Below are 19,514 nucleotides of genomic sequence, written 5' to 3'. Positions count from 1 at the left end.
TGATGAGAGTCTTCATCCGCGCTCGTCGGGGAAGAAGACCTTGCGCTTTTCGTCATCGTCCTGTTGCCGGTAGAGCAAAGCGGTGTGGCCGATCATGCCGACGACCTCGCTTCGCGTGTTTTGGGCCAGTTGGTCGATGAAGGCGCGTTTTTCGTCTTTGTCTTTGCACTCTACAAAGCGCACTTTCACCAGTTCGTGAGCCGCAAGGGCTTTGCCCGTCGAGTCTATTACGGTGCCCGTGACCCCGTTCTTGCCCACCATGACGAAGGGCTCGAGGTTCTGCCCCAGCCCACGCAAGAATTTCCTGTCGGCGCCATTCAATACTCTCATGCATCCTCCTTACGAGGGACTCTTATCAATCACCCGCAGCTCGATCCGGTACTCTTCAGTGTCCACGAACGGCAATACCAAAACAAGCTTGGCATTGCCAAGCGCAGACGCCCCGTCCTTGACGTAGGGATCATGCTGTTTCGCGGGCCAGACCAGGGACGCCCCTTCAGGCATGGTGACCCGAAGCCCGGCGTACTCGAAAAAGGCGCCCATCTTGTCGCTTGTGAGCGTCAGCTCCGTCTCCTGCAAATTGTAGACTTCGCCGCGCTCCGAATTGACGGACGCCGCACGGCGCATGAATGGAACGTGCGCCTCCGCCCGCTGGCCTTTGGCCGCGCGATACGTCAATGTCAGCGCCCCGTCGGCCTGAGGGCCGGCCGCAACGCTGCAACTCACATCGCCGTATCCGAGCGTCAACGTGGATGATCCCGGCTCGTTCGAAATGTGCGCCGCATCCGGGACCCAGCGCAGCTCGATGACGGGGCAGAAGTCCGGCGCCGTGTCGCCGGGCGTATGACGGAGCAGCGACGTATCGCCCGCTGTAAACGTTGACCAGAGCGGCTGAAGCTTCGTGTTGCCCCCGCCAATGACCAGCCCGAGCCCGTCATGGTACACATCGACCAGATTCTGGCGGTCCTGGATCCAGCGGTTCGGGGCAATCGCGCAGGCATACCCCGCCATAGCCCATTGCCACGGCGCATCCCGGCGAATCAGCATCCGGCCGCCGTCCATCTCCCGTGTGAACCGGCTGGAGGCGGCTGGCGGCATGGCCACTTCGCCGTCTCCGCCATAGAGCAGCATGGAAGCGGCGTAATCACCCGATGCGAGCCTTTCATCCGGACCGGCGTACAACGAGAGCTGCCGCAACAGGAACCCCCTCCCCTCAGGGGTCCACGAAAACCCTACGTTTCCGGTCATGGCGCCCGAGTGGTATATCTGCCGTTCATCGATGCATGACACGGATGAGCCGTCCGGCCATAGCGTGCTGGAATGGAAAACAGCCGAGCGTCCCAACGCCTCGAGTGCAGCGGGGTCCTTCGAGCAGCAGTAATAAGCGCCCAAGGCATCCACATACACCGCGTTATAACCCACGACGGGGCCACAGTGCTCCGACCAGTAGCCGCCCTCGCACTGCTCTCCCACCACCTTCGCCATGAAAGCCTGCGCAGCGTCGCGCCACTCTTGGTTGTCGAAGCACTGTCCGGCGATGTACAACGCCATGGCATGGTGCGTCGGAATGTTGTGTACACCCCCGTCCATGTACTTCCGGATTCCAGTGAATCCCCGAAGAAGCCCCTTCTCCCATTTTTGGCGTGACTCGGCCGGCAAGGCGTCCTTCACCAGTGCATACGCGCGGATCCAGCGGCTGTACGTCCAGGGCATATGGATCTGGCCCCACGTGGAGTTGTCCTTCTTGCGGAAGGTCCACATGCCCCATTCGTCCATGTCGTCAACTAGGGCCTCCCCGCCTCGCGCGATGACGGAGAGCAGGTCCGGCTCGTGATAATAGGGGTTCTCGGGGACGTCTAACGCCCACGCCGCAGCCAGCGTGAAAATGTGGTTCTGGTCCTGGCACGTCCAGGGTTCATCTCCGAACCGGCCCGTCGCGGCATCATACCCTTTGAGAATGCCGGGCACTTCGCCAACAAGTGACCGGATAAAGTAGCCGCGGGGCGGCCAGTCCTCGAACTCGCCCGCCCCGAACGCCAGCGATGGAATCGTGAACATAAGGACAATGCTGAAGTAACCGTGCATAGGAAGAAACCCCTTTCATCCCCATGGTACGATTTTCCCGGGTAAGCGTGGCACCTTGCATGATGGGATGATAGAGGAAGCAGACAAAGACCGGCAAATCCCCGGAGCACCAGGTGAGCACCGGCGAAGCCTGGTACGGCGCCGTGCGACTCGCAGGCCCGGGTCAGCCGGGATTCTCCATGGCCAACGGCACCAAACATACTCCTACGGCAGGGCCTGCTTCCCCGCAACGCCAGCGGCGCGAACCATGCTCCCTGGGCAGCGCACTCCTCCGGCAGCGCCAACGGCGCGAAACATACCAGCCTGGCCTGAAGGGCCAGGAAAAACGCCATGAGATAGACAAGGAGGGCTGAAGGCCCGAAACATCATCATCCCACAATCGCTCCGCCTCGTCGCCGTCCTCCACGTCTTTGCGGACCAAGACCGCTTAGTACAGGCTCCGAAGCATCTGCCTGAGACCTTCGATTTCCCCAATGCCAAGCTCGTCAATGGAAGGCTGTAAGAGCTCCTCGTTGTTGAACCGAGTCCAGTCGGGCAACTCAGCCCCTGGCGGAAGGTCCTCGCGCAGCTTCGCGCCGATCTTGTCCCGCCACGCGAGCAGATCGTTCATTTGGCCAGAGTTCCATGCCAGCCATTTCGCATCCGTAAGACATCTGTACACAAGGTAGCTCGCTTCATAATCGTCGCCAATATCGAACGCACTCTGGATTTGTCTCAACCTGATTTGCCGCGCCGCTCCGGCAAATTGCGGTCCCATGTCATCAATTGTGTCGATGTTGCCGCCGGTACGGCGCGCCACGGCCACCGGTCCGAGACGGTTGAGGAACTCCATGTGGTGCCGCCGCCCGATCTCGAGGGTCGCCAATTTGGACTCGGCCGCGCGCCGCTCGGACGAATCGCCGGGCGGCAGTTGTTTCAACTGTTCCTTCAGAGCGGCGATATCCTTGTCCAGGCGATTAACCTCGGCAATCATCTTCGCGGCTATGGACGTGCCGATTGTCATCGCGCGCTTCGCCTCGCTGGCGCGATACTGGTGCTCGGTCATCGCCCCAAGACTTCCGAACAAGGCCAGCGAGAGAAAGATCGCGAAGGCGGTGGCAAGCGCCGGCCGCCGTTCCGCCCATGAAATCAGGCGTTCCCAAGGCTTGGGGACATAGGCGGACGTATCCTCACCGCGGCTGTAGCGTTCAAGGTCTTCGGACAATTCCTGGGCGGTGGTGTAGCGTTTCGCCGGATCTTTTTGCAGCGTTTTCATGCAAACCGCCGACAGCGCTCTGTTCGCGCGCCTGTTCTTCCTGCGGGGCGAGGAGGGCTGATGGCGCGCGATCTGCAGAAGCACCTCGGTGCGGGTCTTTCCCGGAAACGGGAGTTGTCCCGAGAGGATTTCGTAAAGGATGATCCCCAGCGAGAACACGTCTGTGCGGAAATCAATCTCGTGGGTGCGGCCCTCGGCCTGTTCCGGGCTCATGTATGCAGGCGTTCCCTTGATGACCCCGGTCTGCGTTGCGGTAATCCCCTGGCTGATTTCGTGTTCGTCGATCTTCTTCGAGAGCCCCCAATCCAGCACCAGCACGATGCCGTATTCGTCAACCATGACGTTCTCGGGCTTGATGTCGCGGTGAACGATGCCGCGCGAATGCGCATATGCTACCGTCTGGCAGACCTTGCCGAAAATATTGAGCAGCCTGGCCACCTCCCGGCGGTCCAGGCGCTTGCCCTCACGCATGTCCAGAATCTGGCGCAACGTCCGGCCCTTGATACGTTTCATCGAATAGAAGAGCCCGGCATCATCCAACTCCCCTATCTCGAATATCGGCACCATGCCCGGGTGGTCCATGTCTCCCAGGAGCATCGCTTCATACACAAATCGTTCGCGCACGGAACGATCTCCGGCCATCTCGGACCGCAGGGTCTTGACGGCTACCGAGCGATCCAGATTCGAATCGTAAGCCTCATAGACGATGGCCATGCCGCCTTGGCCGATGCGCTGGCCAAGGCGGTAGCGGGTGCACCTCTCGAACGTTGGCACAGGGGCGCGGCCATCGTCCCCCTGCGAGGTCATAGGCTGGGTATCCCGCAACGCAAAATCGCCGCCGTCCCCGCCGTCCGGATTCAGCGCCATCGGTTTGGTTTCGTTGTCATCGTTCGCCGTCATCTCTGCCTCCCACGCGGGTCATGCTCCGCCGTGATCCCGCGGCGCGCCCATCATGATACCTTGTGAAGGCGGAACGCCACGTCGCGCGCAACAGCGGGCAGCGCAAGTTCGAGCAGCCCGTCTTCGCCCGCATCGTGCACCTCTGAACCCACCACACGGCCCTCGTAAGCGTCCCATTGTTCCACGCGCCACTGCCCTTGCGGCAGGCCCTTGATGATAACCTGCGCCCCGGCCACCGGACTCTCTACGAAATCGCCGCTGGCCACGTTGCGCCAGGTGTGCGCCCGGTTCTGGACCCATAGCAGCGCCTGGGTATCCCCCACCACGCCCAACGCGCGCAGAATGGGCGCCGCGCGCAGCCACGGCACTTCGTAAGCCACGTAAAACCAGTCATTGCCCGGGTTCTCCACGACGACCGTATGCCGCCCTTTGGGCAACGCCACCTGGTACGTCCGATCGTACCTGGTGAGCGTGGCCGTATCCTGATCCGTGTCGGCGAAATCCTCGGTACGGACCAGTTCGCCGTCCACGCGAATCTGTAGACCGGCGCCGCCGTGTCCTGATACGCCTTCGACGATAACGCCGAAAGTCGTGTCTTCGGGCACATCGGTCTCGAAGGTAACCGGATTGTGCAGGTCCGGGTGGTTGCGCACGCCATGCAACAGCCGTGAAATGGGTGTCTCGCTCTCGACGTCACCCTCCCGCGTAATGCGAACGGTAGTGGGTTTGTTCCACGGGGCGGGCTCCCACGACGCGGCATCCGTCTGGAGCAAGCTGTCGGCGCGCGTCCGCAGGTCAGGCGCATCAAGCCCCCGGAACTCCGCGTCGAGAGGCCGCGCATGCTGTTGTACGAAATCGAACCCGTCAATCCACCGGCGAAACGCCCCGAAAACAGGGTACAGGTTCTGCGGATGGACGTACGCGTCCCACCACCACGTCATCGGGATCCCCGCCTGAAGCTGCCCTACGCTGCTGAATGTTCCATTGTGGAGGTAGACGCCCGTCGGGTCCATCTCGCGGGCACGACCATCGTGATCGATACCGTACTCCCCGTGAAAATGGGGTTTGTCCCGCGCGGCGGCCTTTTTCGCACGGTCCAGCCCCAGGTCCCTCGCCATATCTTTTGCCTGGTAGTGATGGGTCTGGACAAAATCGAGTTCCGGGAGGCCGTCGACATTGGGATCCCCCTCGGGACGCGCGTAGCTGGTGGTGATCAGGTGGTCCCAGGGATCAAGCTCGCGCAGGAACCGCGCCATGTCCGCGTGCCAGGCGGCCGCAACGCCGCTGTTGTAGTTGTCGATGATGTCCACCTCGTTCCAGAATTCCCACGCAAACACGTTCGCGCTGTAACCGTACCGGGCGACGAGATACCGGAGGCGGTCGCGGTATGCCGCGAGCATCGTCTCGTTCGTGAAGTACGCGTCCGACTTCGTCAACGGCCCGCCATTCGCCTCGATATACGGCGAATCTTCCCAAGCCCCATGGAGCGTTTTTTTCGACCGCAGGATATTGAAACTGTCGATGCAGACCATCATCCGCAACCCGAGCCGTTCGGATTGCTCGAGCACATAATCCAGACGCCACGCGTTGTCCAATGCGATCCGGTCGTACCCGCTTTCACGGGTATTCATCCCGAAGGTTGTCCATGCCGGGCACAGCCACACGCGGAAGAAATTGCACTGGGCCTCCGCATACTTCGGCAGCCAGTCATCATAGTTGTAGGTGCCCCGCGCTCCCCCCCAGCACACGTTCGCGCCGATCAGATACAGGGTTTCTCCACGGTCCGTCACGAAATAGCGGCGGTCTTCAGGGCTCGTGCGCGCCATTCCCGCCACATCGGCGGACACGACGTTCACCTCGACGGGGCCGGACGAGACGCTCCCCGTCTTGTCACGGGCCGAAACCCGGAGCACATAACGGCCGGCCTTCGGAAAGGACAGGCGCGCCTGCCATCGCGGTTCGTCCGTTGGCTGCACACGTTCGGCCGGCCCCTTGTCCGTTTCTTCGAGACGGCGCTCGAAGGGCTGGTACAGAAACGCCGGCGCCGCGAACGGTTCGCCCCCGCCGGGCGATACCTCGACATCCACCCGGATCTCCTCGCTACGGAAAGGGTTGCTGTAACTTGCTTCGAGGCCGATGTCGAGCGTTACCCGGTCAAAGGCCCGCGCCTCCGTCCGGTCCGCTTCGACGCCCGTGATGCGCAGGGGCTTATCCATGCCCAGGGAATACTCTCCTGCTCCGCAAAAGGCGCTTATGCAAATCAAGACCCACTCCAGCCCGTTGAATGCCATGCCTCGAAACCTTCCGTTGCGTTTGAAACTCGAACAGACGTGAACCCGCCACTGCCAAACCGTGCACCCGAATCATACTACCCCGCGCCGCCAAGACCAATATACTGCTTCGTCTCAAGCCATGCTGGCCGTACGCGATAGGGTGCCGGCGGGCCAGCACGAAAGCCCCCGTCTAGGCTCGCGGCCGGAAATTGGTTATAATGCCCCCATGAAAAATGCGGAAGGTAATATTCCTTCGGAAGTGCGCAAGCGTTGCAGGCTTCTCCGGGCTGAACTCGACCGGCACAACTACCTTTACTATGTCGAAGCAAAGCCGGAGATTACCGATCTCGAGTTCGATGCTCTGTTAAACGAACTCCTGGCCATCGAGGCAAAGTATCCCGAACTTGTCACTCCGGACTCTCCGACCCAGCGGGTCGGAGGCCAACCCCTCGAGGGCTTCGAGACCGTCGAGCATGCGGTCCCCATGCTCTCCATCGACAACACTTACAGCGAAGAAGAGTTGCGGGCATTTGACGACCGCGTGCGCAGGGGCCTCGAGGGCCAGAAGCCAGCCTACGTGGCGGAACTCAAGATCGACGGCGTTTCGATGTCGCTGCTTTACGAAGGGGGCCGGTTCGTGCGCGCCGCCACCCGGGGCGACGGCACGCGCGGCGACGACGTCACGGCCAACGTCAAGACCATACGGGCCGTGCCCATGCGTCTCAGAGGGTCTCCGCCCGCCCGGCTCGAGGTGCGCGGCGAGGTCTATATGCGCCGCCAGGAACTTGTCCGCCTCAACGAGTTGCGCGAAGAAGCCGGGGAACCGCCCCTGGCCAATCCGCGAAACACAACAGCCGGCACGCTGAAGCTTCTCGACCCCCGCGAGGTCGCGAAACGCCGTCTCGAGCTCGGATGTTACGATGTGGCTCCGCTTCCCGGAACGGAGTTGACCTCTCACTACAAGACGCTCGAAGACCTCAAATCCTACGGGTTTCCCGTAAACCCGTTTTTCAAGCGCTGCAAGAACATCGATGAAATCCTGAAGGTGTGCGAAGAATGGTCCACGAAACGTCACCAGCTGGATTTCGAGATCGACGGCATGGTCATCAAGGTCGATTCGGCGGAGCAGCGCCGCCAGCTCGGCGCGACCTCGAAAGCGCCCCGCTGGGTCATCGCGTACAAGTACCCCGCAGAGGTTGCCGAAACGAAGCTCGAGAAGGTGACGCTGCAAGTCGGGAAAACTGGCACGGTCACGCCTGTCGCCAATCTGGCCCCCGTGCATCTGGCCGGCACCACCGTTAAACGCGCGAATCTCCACAACTTCGAAGACATCGAACGCAAGGATATCCGCGAAGGCGACATCGTGCGCGTACAGAAAGCCGGCGAGATCATCCCGCAGGTGCTGGGCCCGGTCCTCGAGAAGCGCCCGCGAAACGCCCGGAAGATCGCCGTGCCCACGGCATGCCCGCAGTGCGGCAGCGAGGTGCGGCAGGACCCTGACGGCGTCTATTTGCGCTGCCTCAATCCGGCCTGCCCGGCCCAGATCAAGGGCCGTCTGCGATACTTTGCCAGCCGCGCCGCCATGGACATCGAAGGGATGGGCGAGAAACTCATCGAGCAGCTTGTGGATAAAGACGTTGTGCATAACCTCGATAACATCTACGATCTGACGGTCGACAGACTCGCCGGGCTAGAGCGAATGGGCGAGAAATCGGCCCAAAACCTTGTTGCGGCCATCGAGGGGAGCAAGAAGCGTCCCCTGAGCCGGCTGGTGAACGGTCTGGGCATCCGGCACGTCGGCGCCCACGTGGCTGAGGTGCTGGCAAACCATTTTGGCTCGATGGAGGCCCTCCAGGAGGCATCCGTCGAGGCCCTGTGCGAGGTGCCCGAGGTCGGCGGCGTGGTAGCGCGGGAAGTGCGCAATTTCTTCGAGACCGGCGAGAACCGGGCCCTTATCGCTTCCCTGCGCGCCCACGGCCTGACCATGAAAGAGCGCCGTGCGGCAGCGGGCAGCCGTCAGCCCCTGGCAGGCAAGACCCTCGTCGTTACGGGCGCGCTGAAAAACTACACGCGCGAATCCATCGAGGAACGCATCAAGCAGCTGGGCGGACGGGCCAGCTCGAGTGTGAGCAAGAAGACCGACTACGTCCTCGCGGGAGAGAATGCGGGCTCGAAACTCACCAAAGCCCGGGAACTTGGCGTTACCGTCCTGACGGAAGAAGAGTTCGAGGCGCTGGCGGGTCCGGAATCATGAGCAGTGTACGCATCGGCTGCCCCAAGGACCTGAATCAGGAGACCGGCCGCGCTTTGCTCGAGGATGTCCGCGAGCGGATGCCCGGCGAAGCCGCCGCCGTGATCCTCGATTTCGCGGAAACCGAGTCCATCGACACCTTCGGGGCTGCATGGATGGTGGACATCGCCCGCTTCGTCAGCACGAGCGGCGCCGAGTTCAAATTCGAAGGCCATCATGGTTCCGTGGCCGAATTCATCGACCTCATCGGCCCCGGGTTGACCGGTCACGAAGAACACAAAGAGCAATCCGAGAACATATTCGAGAAGATTGGTGGCGAAAGTTACAGCATTGTGGAGGAAGCCAAACAGATCCTGAACCTCTTCATCGACGCGGTGTACTGGACGTTTATCGGCCCTGTCGAGGGCAAAGGACTGCGGTGGGGCCTGGTGGCGGAAGAGCTGTACGAGATGGGCGTCCGCGCCCTGTGGATCAACAGCATCATGAACGTCCTCCTCGGCCTGATCGTCGCCATGCTCTCCGCCGCTCAACTGCGCAGGGTCGGGCTCGACATCTACGTCGCCGACCTGACGGTCATCGCCTTCGCCCGCGAATTGGCGGTCGTCATGACCGCCCTGGTGGTCTCGGCGCGCACGGGCGCGGCCATCGCCGCGGAACTGGCCACCATGAAGGTCCAGGAAGAAATCGATGCCCTCCGCGGCATGGGCCTCAAGGTGCCCCAGTTCCTGGTAGCGCCCAAAGTGCTGGCCCTTCTCGTCGCCCTGCCGTGCCTCACGGTCATCGCGATGTACATGGGCGTATTCGGGGGCGCCATATGGGGCGTCGGCATCCTCGGGTTCTCGACGGACGTCTGGATTCGCCAGACTATCAATGCCGTCACACAGGGCGACGTGTTTCAGGGATTGCTCAAATCGTTCTTTTTCGCGGCCGCGATTGTGCTCATCGGCTGCCACAACGGATTGCGGGTCACCGGGGGTTCCCGCGGCGTTGGCCTGATGACCACAAGGGCGGTCGTAATGGATATTTTCGTGATCGTTGTCATCGACATGATCTTCGCGGTGGTGTTCTACTATGTGCTCTGATGTTAAGAACAATGGGTTCGAAGCCGTCATCGAAGTGCGCAACCTCGTGGCGCACTATGGCGAGCAGCTCGTCCTCAATGACGTGACGCTCGAGGTGCCCAAAGGCGAGATCTTCGTTGTCATCGGAGGCAGCGGCTGTGGAAAAACGACCCTGCTCAAACACATGACCGGCCTTCTCACGCCTACCTCCGGCCATATTTACTACTCCGGCACCGACATCACCACCCTGGACGAAGACCAACTCTCCTCGATACAACGGCACATCGGTATCGCGTTCCAGTCGGGCGCCCTGTTCAACTCGCTGACCGTGGGCGAGAACGTGGCGCTGCCCATGCGCGAATACACCGACATGCAGGAAGATCTCATCGAGGCCATGGTGCTCTTGAAGCTGAGCCTGGTAGGCCTCTCTGCCGCCAAAGACCTTCTGCCAGAGCAGCTGTCGGGCGGCATGAAGAAGCGCGCAGGCCTGGCGCGCGCCATCGCACTCGATCCTCCCATTGTCTACTTCGACGAACCTTCCGCCGGGCTGGACCCCATCATGGCGTCCGGACTCGACGACCTCATCCTGGACCTCAAGAGACTCCTGGGCATCACGTTTATCATCGTGACCCACGAGCTTGACTCGATTAAGAAGATTGCCGATCACGTTCTGATGCTGGATGGCGGCCAGGCCGTTTTCAGAGGCACGGTGCAGGAGGCCCAGCAGAGCTCTAACAAACGCGTGCGGCAGTTCTTCGAACGGAAAGCCGATGCGCACATCCAGCAGCATTACACGTAGGAGACACTGAAGTGGCGACCCGAACTCAGAAAATGAAGGTGGGTATCTTCCTGGTGGCATGCATCGCCGTGCTGGCGGGAGGCTCTGTCGTTATCTCCGGCTACAAGCGCGGCGATCACAGCGCCTACTATATCCATTTCAACGAATCGATCCTCGGACTCAGCCGCGGCGGCCTCGTCGAATATACCGGCGTGCCCGTTGGCAAAGTCTCCGACATAAGGGTGTCCGAGTCTCGAAGCGTGCGGGTCGACATCGAAGTCCAGGACGATGATATTACCCTCTACCAAGGTGTGCAGGCCCAACTGGTTATCTACAGCATTGCCACCGGCGTCATGGCCGTGTCGTTGTCGGGAGGCGACCCTTCACTGGGCAAACTGCCGCCAGGCTCGGAGATACCCTCCAAACCCTCCCTCCTGGCATCGACCACAGGAAGCATCCCCGAGATTATGAAGAAGGTCAGCGACATCGCCGACGAGATCGATACGGGGCTGAAAGGCATCGAAGAAGGCCAGATCAAAAACATGATTGATGATGCCGATGCCGCTATCAAAGACATACGGGACGTCTTTGACGAAACATCGGAGACGCTCAAGGACGTTCGCGCGAAAGCCGTCGAAGGCGTCGATGACGCGCGCAAACTCATGGAAGAGATCCGGGCTGAGATCAAACCGTTCACCGAAAACACCACCGAGCTCGTCAAGTCCGCCAACGAAACCATGAATACCATAAACGAGAAGGTGAAGCCACTCGATCTGGCAAAGACCGAACAGGAAGTACAGGAGACGCTCCGTAGTGTCCGCGAGCTCGCCGATTCCGTGCGGGCAATGACTGAACAGCTCGATACCGTTACGAAAACGGCTGTATACCAGGTCGGTAACGTCGAGTTTACTGTCAACGAGACCATGACGGCGCTCACGGAAGCCCTCGACGCGTTGCGCGCCCTGGCTGTGGTGCTCAAGGAGAATCCCTCCGCTATCGTGTATGGTCCTGTCAAACCCAAGGGAGCCGAATGATGCGTCGTGCTGCATTTCTCTTAACGCTGGCGGTCTTGGCGGTAGCGGGGTGTATCCGTCCCCAGATTACCCCCACCGCGTACTACACCCTTGCGCCAAACATATCCGTCGAGAAAGCCGTCCCGACGGAGCGCACATTGGGCGTCCGGCCGTTGCGCGCATCGTTGATGTACAAGACCCCCCTCCTCTACACCCAGGGACTCGAGGTGCGCGAGTATCCGCACGCCGAATGGGCCATGAAGCCCGCCGACATGGTCACCCGCGCTATCACGGACGCGATCATTGCCACCGAACGGTTCCATGACGTTGGCGAAGCCTCCAATGTGAACCGTCCGGAACTGGTCCTCGTGGGAGAGCTTCGCAAGTTCGAGACGGACCACAATGCCGTGCCCCGGGAAGCCGTCTGTGAAGTGCGGCTCGAACTTCGCGAGACTTTTGGAACCCGGCTTCTGTGGGGAGATGTTCTGACTGCCCGCGTGCCCCTCGAGAACGAGCACATTTCGGCCGTGCCGCAGGCGATGAGCAGGGCCGTCGCGGAAGTGGCAAACCGCGCCGCCGCCGAAGTCGCAAAAAATTGAGCAACCTTGCAGAAATCCGCCATCAATAAGGGCGCAGAGGAATCGCTCTTGTCCCGGACCCCTCCCCTTGACCCCTCGGCCCGAAGTGTGTTCAGATGGCGCAAAGAACGCCAGTCAGAACATGCCAAACGAGGGGAATTAGCCATGCCAACCAGCCGCCGCGACTTCCTGGGGCTCATTGCTGCCGGGGCCGGGCTTGCCAGGCTCGCCGGCATCACCTCCCGCGCATCAGCAGCCGCCCGCCTGCCCAACATCGTTCTCTGCATGGCCGACGACCAGGGCTGGGGCGACATGGCCTATAACGGCCATCCTGTGTTGAAAACGCCCAACTTCGATGCCATGGCCGCCGAGGCCTTCCGCTTCGACCGGTTCTATGCCGCCGCGCCCGTGTGCTCGCCCACCCGCGCCAGCGTCATGACCGGCCGCACCCCGAACCGCATGGGATGCTTCAAATGGGGCCACCCCATCCGTCCGCAGGAAATCACCATTGCCGAAGCTCTCAAGACCGCCGGCTACGCAACCGGCCATTTCGGCAAATGGCATCTCGGTTCCGTGCAGAAGGGCAGCCCCGTGAATCCGGGTGCGAGCGGGTTCGATGAATGGCTCTCCGCCCCCAATTTCTACGACAACGACCCGATCCTGAGCCGCGAAGGAAACGCCGTTCAGTTGCAGGGCGAGAGTTCGATGGTTGCCGTAGACGCCGCCATCGAATTCATGCGCAAACACGCCAGCGGCCCCAACCCGTTCCTCGCCGTGGTCTGGTTCGGCTCGCCTCATAAGCCCCATAAGGCCATCGAACGCGACCTCGAACCCTACGCCGGGCAGGAAACGGATTTCGCCAATTTCTACGGCGAAATCACCGGCATGGACCGCGCATTCGGCAAGTTGCGGAAGGAAATCGCCGGGCTCGGCATCCGCGACAACACCATCCTCTGGTATTGCAGCGATAACGGCGGCCTGCCCAAGGTCGGCAGTACCGGGGGACGGGGCAACAAGGGCCAAATCTACGAAGGCGGCCTGCGCGTCCCCGCGCTCCTCGAATGGCCCGCCCGCATCTCCGGACACCGCGCCACCAGCATCCCCTGCGTCACCTCCGACATCTACCCCACCCTTCTGGAAATCGCCGGCGTGACCATGGACAATCAGCCGCCTCTTGACGGGATTAGCCTCGTGTCTCTCCTCGACGGCGCCATGGAAGCGCGGCCAAGACCCATCGGATTCTGGGACCATCCCACCCCCGGCATCCAGACGCCTACCGCCGAATGGATGGCGGAACTGCTCGAAGCGCAGAAGCAAGGGAAGGAAGTCACCGACCCCGCGCGGTTACGCTCCGACGCCGGCGACATCAAGCAACAATACCCCGTCGACAGTTTCCCCGGCCACAGCGCGTGGCTCGACTGGCCCTGGAAACTCCACCGTATCGAAGACAAAACCGGCACGGTCGCATTCGAACTCTACGACCTCAACAAGGACCCCGGCGAGTCCAAGAACGTCCTCGCGGAAGTACCCGAACGCGCCTCCGGCATGCAAGCCCAACTCCACGCATGGCTCGCCAGCGTCGTCAACAGCCTCAACGGAAAAGACTACGCGTAACAGACCGATGCCAGACGAGGCGCCCGCAAGCGTCTCGCCGGCACTCTCAATTGGGAGACCTTACGGTCGAAAAAGTGGTGCGGTCAGGAGACCGCGCCACAGCGAGCGGAGACCGCGCCGCAGCGAAAGAGGGACTCGTCTCAGCTCAGCCCACAAGCTGTCCCTTTTGTCCCTTGCGTCGCTTTTGTCCTTTGGTCCTCATCAACAACCTGTCTTACCAAACCCGCGTCGCATGGAGGCGAGACGCCTATCCCACTGACCGGCGAGGGCGCCGGTCCCACAACGGGCGCTGGCGCATGGCCCCCCAGAACAGGTACTCTTACCCTTTCCGGCACTTGAGCCAATCAAGACCAGACAGGCCGGCACAGCGGTCGATCTCGATATCAGCCTTCGCGAGACGCTCATAACGGACTCTGGACTGCAGCTTGATGTGCTTCATGCCTTTCCCCTCCTTCTTGCTGCCCACCTCAGTACAGGCTATCACGAACGCGTTACGGCGTCCACCACCCAACCACGAATCTCTGCCGCGCGCAGGTGTAGAATGATCGAAGGAACAATTCCGGGAATACCGGTCGCGGCACGAACCCAGGAGACCTGTCATGCAAAGCCCCAACGCCGTCGATGATCTGCTGTCAGCCCTCTCATCCATTCTGTGGCGATGCACCGTGATCGCCTTTGGATTGCTCATCTTCTGGGGCGCGCTGCTTCTCTTCGCGCCTAATCTCACATACACCGTCCAGACCCATTTCATCCCGATTAACCGTCCCCAGTTCTACATCATCCACTATAGCGCTCTCGGCCTCGCGAAACTGGCCACACTATGGCTCTTCGTGATGCCGTGGATCGCCGTGAAACTGACTATCCGCGCACGGCGGCGGCAAAGCCCGCAGGATGTCGCAGGTCTCGCCTCTTGAGGTCTACTCGACCTGCCGATATTCCATCAGCAGCGCCCCCGGCGCTTCCTCGATACGGGCATCGAACGTGGCCAGCTCGGCTCCGGGCATACGAACCGGCTCGCCTGGTTCGTAGCCGTGCGACATAACGACTTCGTAAACGGCATCTTCGCGAATTCCCCGCAGATTACACGCGAAACCCGTATAGGGCGACGCAGGCCGCCGGAACGCCATAACCATCCCCTGGCCTTCGCCGTCGAGATGATACTGCATCACCAGCCACGCGCCGGGATCGGTCGAGACGCCGGACAACGCGTAGAAATCGCCGAAATAGTACTTCCGGATACGCTTGCCTTCGGCGATGGCCGCGGCCAACTGCTCACGCGGATAATCGGCCGCACGGATATCTTCGCAGAAGGATATGCCGCCGTTGAAGCCGCTGCGAAACAGATACGGCGTTGCTCCCATCTGCCCGCTCACGTGAAAGGGAAGATAGCGATTCAGCCCAGCAGTGATCACCTGGTTCCGCAACGCTGACTCCTCGTAGTTCTTTTCCATCAACGGCGTGATCGTGCCGTCGGTGCGCCACAGAGGAATCGACCGCGCGCACAACTCGAGATCGATGCGCTGGCCGCCCGACGCGCAGTTGTCGATAAAGACGCCCGGATTGGCCGCGAGAATATCGTCCCACATGCGGTACAGCCCCTCGACATACCGGACCTCGCCGATTCCCACGCGGTCCGGGTCTTGCTGGTCCAGGATGTCCCACATCACGCCATAGTCCACGGCGTTGTCGATGCGAAGGCAGTTGATGTCGTACTCTTTGATGGCGGCGTTAAGATAATCTGTCGCGTACTCGCGCGCCTCGGGAATCGCCAGGTTGAGCATGCCGCCGTGCCCCATGCGCTCAGGCGGCGGAATCACCACCCACTCGGGATGCTCCTGCGCCATCAGCGTGCCCGGACAGATCCGCTCAGGCTCAAACCATAATAGGAACTTCATCCCCGCATCGTGGGCAGCCTTCGAGATGGGCGCCAGACCGTTCGGGAAACGGTTCTTGTCCACTTCACGGTCAACCGGCATCACGTAATGCCCGATGGTCGGAAAACGGGTGATGCCCCGGTACGCGTCCAGCCAGAAATACTCGAAACCCAGGCCTCTGGCGGATTCGAGGTGCGACATCACGTCGGCCTCGGTCCCGTCGTCCATCTCGTAGAACGCCGTGCTCAGGTGGGCGATGGGCGGCGCCACGGGCTGTCCGTCAACCCTTGGCATGATGTGGCGCAGCATCACCTGCCGAAACGCGTTATAGCCGTACCAGGGATCGTCGCCCTGCCAGGTCAGTTGGAGAATCCGCGGGCCGCGCACCGTCTCGCCGGGCTTCAGCTTCGCGTGGAACCTCTCGAGTCCCGCCTGCAACCGAAGCGCCTGCCCGGGACACTCGACCGACGCCGTCCACCGGCCCGTCCACCCGATAGCCGTGACCACGCCGCCGCCTTTCCACTCACATGTGAAGAAAGGCGACGCGCCTTTCGAGGAACGGCCCGATTGAGGCTGGATCGTGATGGTCTGGCCCATGGGCACGCTTTGCGAGAACGGACGCCAATCCGTGGCCCCCGCGATGCTGCCCTCGAGCTGGTGCAGCACCGGGTCTTTTACGTCGGGGATCACCCTGTCCAGTGTACGGATCGCTTCCAGCACAGGCGAATCCGTTGCCCCGGTATTCGTGAAATACAGGGTCCAATCCACCCCCGGGACATCGGTGTAAAGCGTACAGACCGCGCGCACCTCAAGGCCCGTGGCCGGGTCGCGCAGGGTCAGCGTTCTCCTGCGCTCATTGGGACCCGCCGTTTCTTCTGTCACTGACTGGTCCCACGCGCCGATGAGTTCCGAGGACGCCTTTCCGCCGTACACGAACGAAAAGGGCGGCTGCTGAAGATACGGGACCGAGAAAGCCAGCTCGTCCAGCCGGACGGCGGCGCCGTTGGCCAAGATTACCCGCGCGCCGCCCCAGTCGGCCTGATCGAAGGCCCGCGTATCCCCGCCGGTATCCACGACCAGGTCAAATTCGCGCGCGCCGTTCAGCGGCACCTCAATGGACCGCACGGCGTCGCCCGGACGCACCACATCGGTCTCAAAAACGTTTTGTCCGGCAACAACCACGTAGAAGCGCACGGAGGCAGCGGTGCCATCGACGTTGCGGTCGAGTCCGATATCCGCGGCGAATGTTTGGGCCGGCTCCCCAAGGCTCACGCGGAGCACGCTCTGGGAATTCACGCCGATACCGTGGTCGTAGACCTTCTCGCCCAGGCGCATGGGACCGCCAAAACTGCACCGGCGGAGTTTCGTATCGCCCAAGCCGTCTTCATGAACGATGGTCAGGCGGTTTTGTGGCGCGGCCGCCGCTCTGTGCACGGCAAAGGCGCTTTGCGCCCATGCCGCGTTGCGCTCGACGCCAGCGCCGTAATCCGCGGCCAGCGCGATCCAGCCTCCCGCCAACACCCCCACAAAGGCGCAAAACACGAGACGACTCATGGCTCGATTTCTCCGAGCGCGCGAGCGCTTGCAGACGCCTTCAGACAGCTGTTCCTATTTCGCGACGAGTTGCTCGACGAACTCGCGCGCACGCTTCGCCTCAGCAATCAGCTGGGCTTCGTCGCCGAGTTTGAGACATTCGACGACCAGCGCGCCTTTCGTGAACCCGCCCTGCTTGAGACGGGCCATCACTTTCTCGAAATCGACCATGCCGTCCCCCGGCGTGACCATCACTTCCTTGGGATGCACATAGTCCTTCACGCTCATGCCCACAACCAGGCCGTCAACGGTCGCGGCATCGTCTACGGGATTGAGTTCGCCGTTCGAGTAGTAAAAGATGTTGCCGGGATCGTACCAGATGCGGAAGTTCTTGTGGCCGACGGTCTCCTCGACGGTCTTCCGGCACTGAGACCCCGTGGCGTTGAGGCCGCCGTGGGGCTTCACGCTGATGCCAATGCCTTTGTCCGCGGCGTAGCCGCAGGTCTCGGCAATGGCTTTGTAGTAGGTTGCGTACAGCTTCTCGTCCCCGATGCCGCCCATCAGAAGATTCTCGGCTTTCACGATGGCGCAACTGTCGATGAGCCTGCGCATGCTCGCTATCCCCGCATCGAGGGATTCGTTGACCGCAATGCCGCCACCGTACACCGACGGAACCAGGAGACCGCGTTTCGTGCACTCCTCAGCCACCTGTTGGGCCTCTTCGGGCGTGGTCTTGTCTGAAATCACGAGATGCGTCTCGTTGTTGGTCGTCATCAAACCCGCATACTTGTAACCCGCCGCCGCGATCGCGTCGAGAGCCACGCGGTAGTCGAGCTTGTCCCATGGCCGGGTATAGATCCCGATCTTCCAGGGACCGTTGGCGGGGGTTTCAGCGGCCGGAGCGCTTAGCGCCGCGGCGGCAAACCCGGCCGCCCCAAGTTGAGCGGAGCGGCCGAGAAACTCGCGTCGAGTGCTTTTCATATCACGTTTCCCTTCCTGACAAAACAGCTTCCAGAGCTCATGCGCTGCGGATTTCGCGCTTTTCCGCGTCGTATATCTGCCGTACGCCGGTGTTGCAGGCCTTCATGGCCATGAGCGTCGCGACGCCGTGCTGGTAACCGGCTTCGATCGAGGCATTCGGGGTCTCGCGGCTGCGCAGGCACTGAAGCCAGTCAAGGAAATGGTCCGGACGCTCGACAAGAGCGACTTCCTGCGGTTCGAAGCTTTCGCCCTTTGCCGCGTTGATCCCGTCCGAGGTCAGCATCGGCTTGCCCCATTCAACGCAATCCAACACGGCCGCATCGCCGAAAAACTTGAACGAATTGCCGCTGCCATTGCCGAAATTGGTCGAGTACGACACGATGAACCCCTCGGGGTATTCCCACAGCGCGTGCACATGGTCATGGCACGTGAATTTGTAATCGTCCTTCCATGTGTACGTGCCGCCCATGCAAATCGCCGACTTCGGGAACGTCGCGCCCGTGATGTAATGCACCAAATCGATGAAATGGCTGCCCAGCCCCGGCACCGGACCGTCCGAGAAGTCGCGGAAGCCATACCAGCCCGAATACTGGACCGAATCGAACGGCCGGGATTCCCGGTCCATCAGGAACTCGTTCCAATCGACGTCTGCTTCCTTGACGTCCTTCACGCGCGAATACCAGTAGGGTTGGGCGCCGTTGCGGCACTGCTCAATGCGCCCCACCGTGCCCAGCTTGCCCGAGCGGTAAACTTCACGGGCGCCGGTCATACTCGACATGCTGCGCAGTTGCGTGCCCGCCTGGAACACCACGCCGTTCGCCTTGACCGCGTCGTAGGCTTCCTTAAGACGGTCGAAATCCATGGCAATGGGTTTCTCGCAGTAGACGTCTTTCTTCGCGTCGGCGGCGGCCTTCAGGTGCGTGGTGTGCTGGTGGTCGCACGACGCGATCATCACCGCGTCGATGTCCTCGAGCGCGACCACGTCTTTGTACGAGACAAACTGCCGTGCCGTGCGGCCATACCAGCTCTGGGTGTCCGCGGCGGCGCGCTCGCGATTCTCCCGCCACACGTCGCAGACGGCCGTGATCTCGACATTCTGCTCCTCGGCGTAACGGTGCATATTGGTCATGTGTGCGTTGCGCCCGCGATCGCCGCAACCGATCATCCCGATAGAGATGCGTTCATTGGCGCCCTTGATGCGCGCATAGCTGGCGGCGCTCATGCTGATGGCGGCCGCGCCCACAGCAGCGGTCCGCAAAAACTGACGACGAGTCGTGCCTTCTGACATGGAAATACCTCCTCTTGAGAATCGTGGCAA

Annotated in this window: 14 protein-coding genes; 7 read left to right on the top strand and 7 right to left on the bottom strand. The window is 61.5% G+C overall.

The features are described 5' to 3' along the window. Positions 1 to 12 precede the first annotated feature (12 nt). The 4 genes from PLJ71_02250 to PLJ71_02235 form a co-directional block, all read right to left on the bottom strand. Positions 13 to 330: a YhbY family RNA-binding protein gene (locus tag PLJ71_02250; GenBank protein HQM47475.1), complete on the bottom strand. Its 318-nt coding sequence runs from the start codon at positions 328 to 330 to the stop codon at positions 13 to 15. A gap of 9 nt (positions 331 to 339) precedes the next feature. After that, positions 340 to 2,085, bottom strand: a complete 1,746-nt coding sequence (locus tag PLJ71_02245) for a hypothetical protein (protein HQM47474.1) — start codon at positions 2,083 to 2,085, stop codon at positions 340 to 342. A 427-nt stretch (positions 2,086 to 2,512) separates the two neighbouring features. Further along, the gene (locus PLJ71_02240; protein HQM47473.1) at positions 2,513 to 4,240 is read right to left on the bottom strand and encodes a serine/threonine-protein kinase; all 1,728 of its coding nucleotides are present in this window, start codon (positions 4,238 to 4,240) and stop codon (positions 2,513 to 2,515) included. 50 nt (positions 4,241 to 4,290) lie between these two features. Continuing rightward, positions 4,291 to 6,531, bottom strand: coding sequence for a hypothetical protein (locus PLJ71_02235; GenBank protein HQM47472.1), 2,241 nt, complete (start codon positions 6,529 to 6,531; stop codon positions 4,291 to 4,293). Between the two features lie 208 nt (positions 6,532 to 6,739). On the opposite strand from PLJ71_02235, the gene ligA reads away from it, so the two are divergent. The 7 genes from ligA to PLJ71_02200 all read left to right on the top strand — a co-directional run bounded on the left by ligA (position 6,740) and on the right by PLJ71_02200 (position 14,722). Continuing rightward, positions 6,740 to 8,767, top strand: coding sequence for an NAD-dependent DNA ligase LigA (gene ligA, locus PLJ71_02230; protein HQM47471.1), 2,028 nt, complete (start codon positions 6,740 to 6,742; stop codon positions 8,765 to 8,767). After that, positions 8,764 to 9,846, top strand: a complete 1,083-nt coding sequence (locus tag PLJ71_02225) for an ABC transporter permease (protein HQM47470.1) — start codon at positions 8,764 to 8,766, stop codon at positions 9,844 to 9,846. The genes ligA and PLJ71_02225 overlap by 4 nt, the downstream gene beginning before the upstream one ends. Further along, a complete protein-coding gene (locus PLJ71_02220; GenBank protein HQM47469.1) occupies positions 9,836 to 10,624 on the top strand; it encodes an ABC transporter ATP-binding protein in 789 nt (262 codons plus the stop codon). The genes PLJ71_02225 and PLJ71_02220 overlap by 11 nt, the downstream gene beginning before the upstream one ends. Positions 10,625 to 10,635: 11 nt before the next feature. Beyond that, positions 10,636 to 11,637 carry an MlaD family protein gene (locus tag PLJ71_02215; protein ID HQM47468.1) on the top strand — a complete coding sequence of 334 codons (1,002 nt, stop codon included), beginning with the start codon at positions 10,636 to 10,638 and terminating at the stop codon, positions 11,635 to 11,637. Further along, positions 11,634 to 12,215 (top strand): ABC-type transport auxiliary lipoprotein family protein, encoded by a 582-nt coding sequence (locus tag PLJ71_02210; GenBank protein HQM47467.1) that lies wholly within the window; start codon positions 11,634 to 11,636, stop codon positions 12,213 to 12,215. The genes PLJ71_02215 and PLJ71_02210 overlap by 4 nt, the downstream gene beginning before the upstream one ends. A gap of 144 nt (positions 12,216 to 12,359) precedes the next feature. Beyond that, complete coding sequence (locus PLJ71_02205; GenBank protein ID HQM47466.1) at positions 12,360 to 13,808, top strand: sulfatase-like hydrolase/transferase; 1,449 nt, start codon at positions 12,360 to 12,362, stop codon at positions 13,806 to 13,808. 599 nt (positions 13,809 to 14,407) lie between these two features. Next, the gene (locus PLJ71_02200) at positions 14,408 to 14,722 is read left to right on the top strand and encodes a hypothetical protein (GenBank protein ID HQM47465.1); all 315 of its coding nucleotides are present in this window, start codon (positions 14,408 to 14,410) and stop codon (positions 14,720 to 14,722) included. Positions 14,723 to 14,725: 3 nt separating this feature from the next. On the opposite strand, the gene PLJ71_02195 is transcribed toward PLJ71_02200, so the two are convergent. Genes PLJ71_02195 through PLJ71_02185 form a run of 3 tightly spaced genes read right to left on the bottom strand, consistent with a single transcriptional unit; the run spans position 14,726 to position 19,484 of the window. Beyond that, a complete protein-coding gene (locus PLJ71_02195; GenBank protein HQM47464.1) occupies positions 14,726 to 17,236 on the bottom strand; it encodes an NPCBM/NEW2 domain-containing protein in 2,511 nt (836 codons plus the stop codon). 54 nt (positions 17,237 to 17,290) lie between these two features. Beyond that, positions 17,291 to 18,196, bottom strand: a complete 906-nt coding sequence (locus PLJ71_02190; protein HQM47463.1) for a sugar phosphate isomerase/epimerase family protein — start codon at positions 18,194 to 18,196, stop codon at positions 17,291 to 17,293. 37 nt (positions 18,197 to 18,233) lie between these two features. After that, the gene (locus PLJ71_02185) at positions 18,234 to 19,484 is read right to left on the bottom strand and encodes a Gfo/Idh/MocA family oxidoreductase (GenBank protein HQM47462.1); all 1,251 of its coding nucleotides are present in this window, start codon (positions 19,482 to 19,484) and stop codon (positions 18,234 to 18,236) included. Positions 19,485 to 19,514: the final 30 nt, after the last annotated feature.

It is taken from the genome of Candidatus Hydrogenedentota bacterium (assembly GCA_035416745.1).
GTDB lineage: Bacteria > Hydrogenedentota > Hydrogenedentia > Hydrogenedentales > SLHB01 > UBA2224.
Note: the sequence above shows the minus strand (reverse complement) of the source record. Positions and strands in the feature narration are given on the sequence as shown.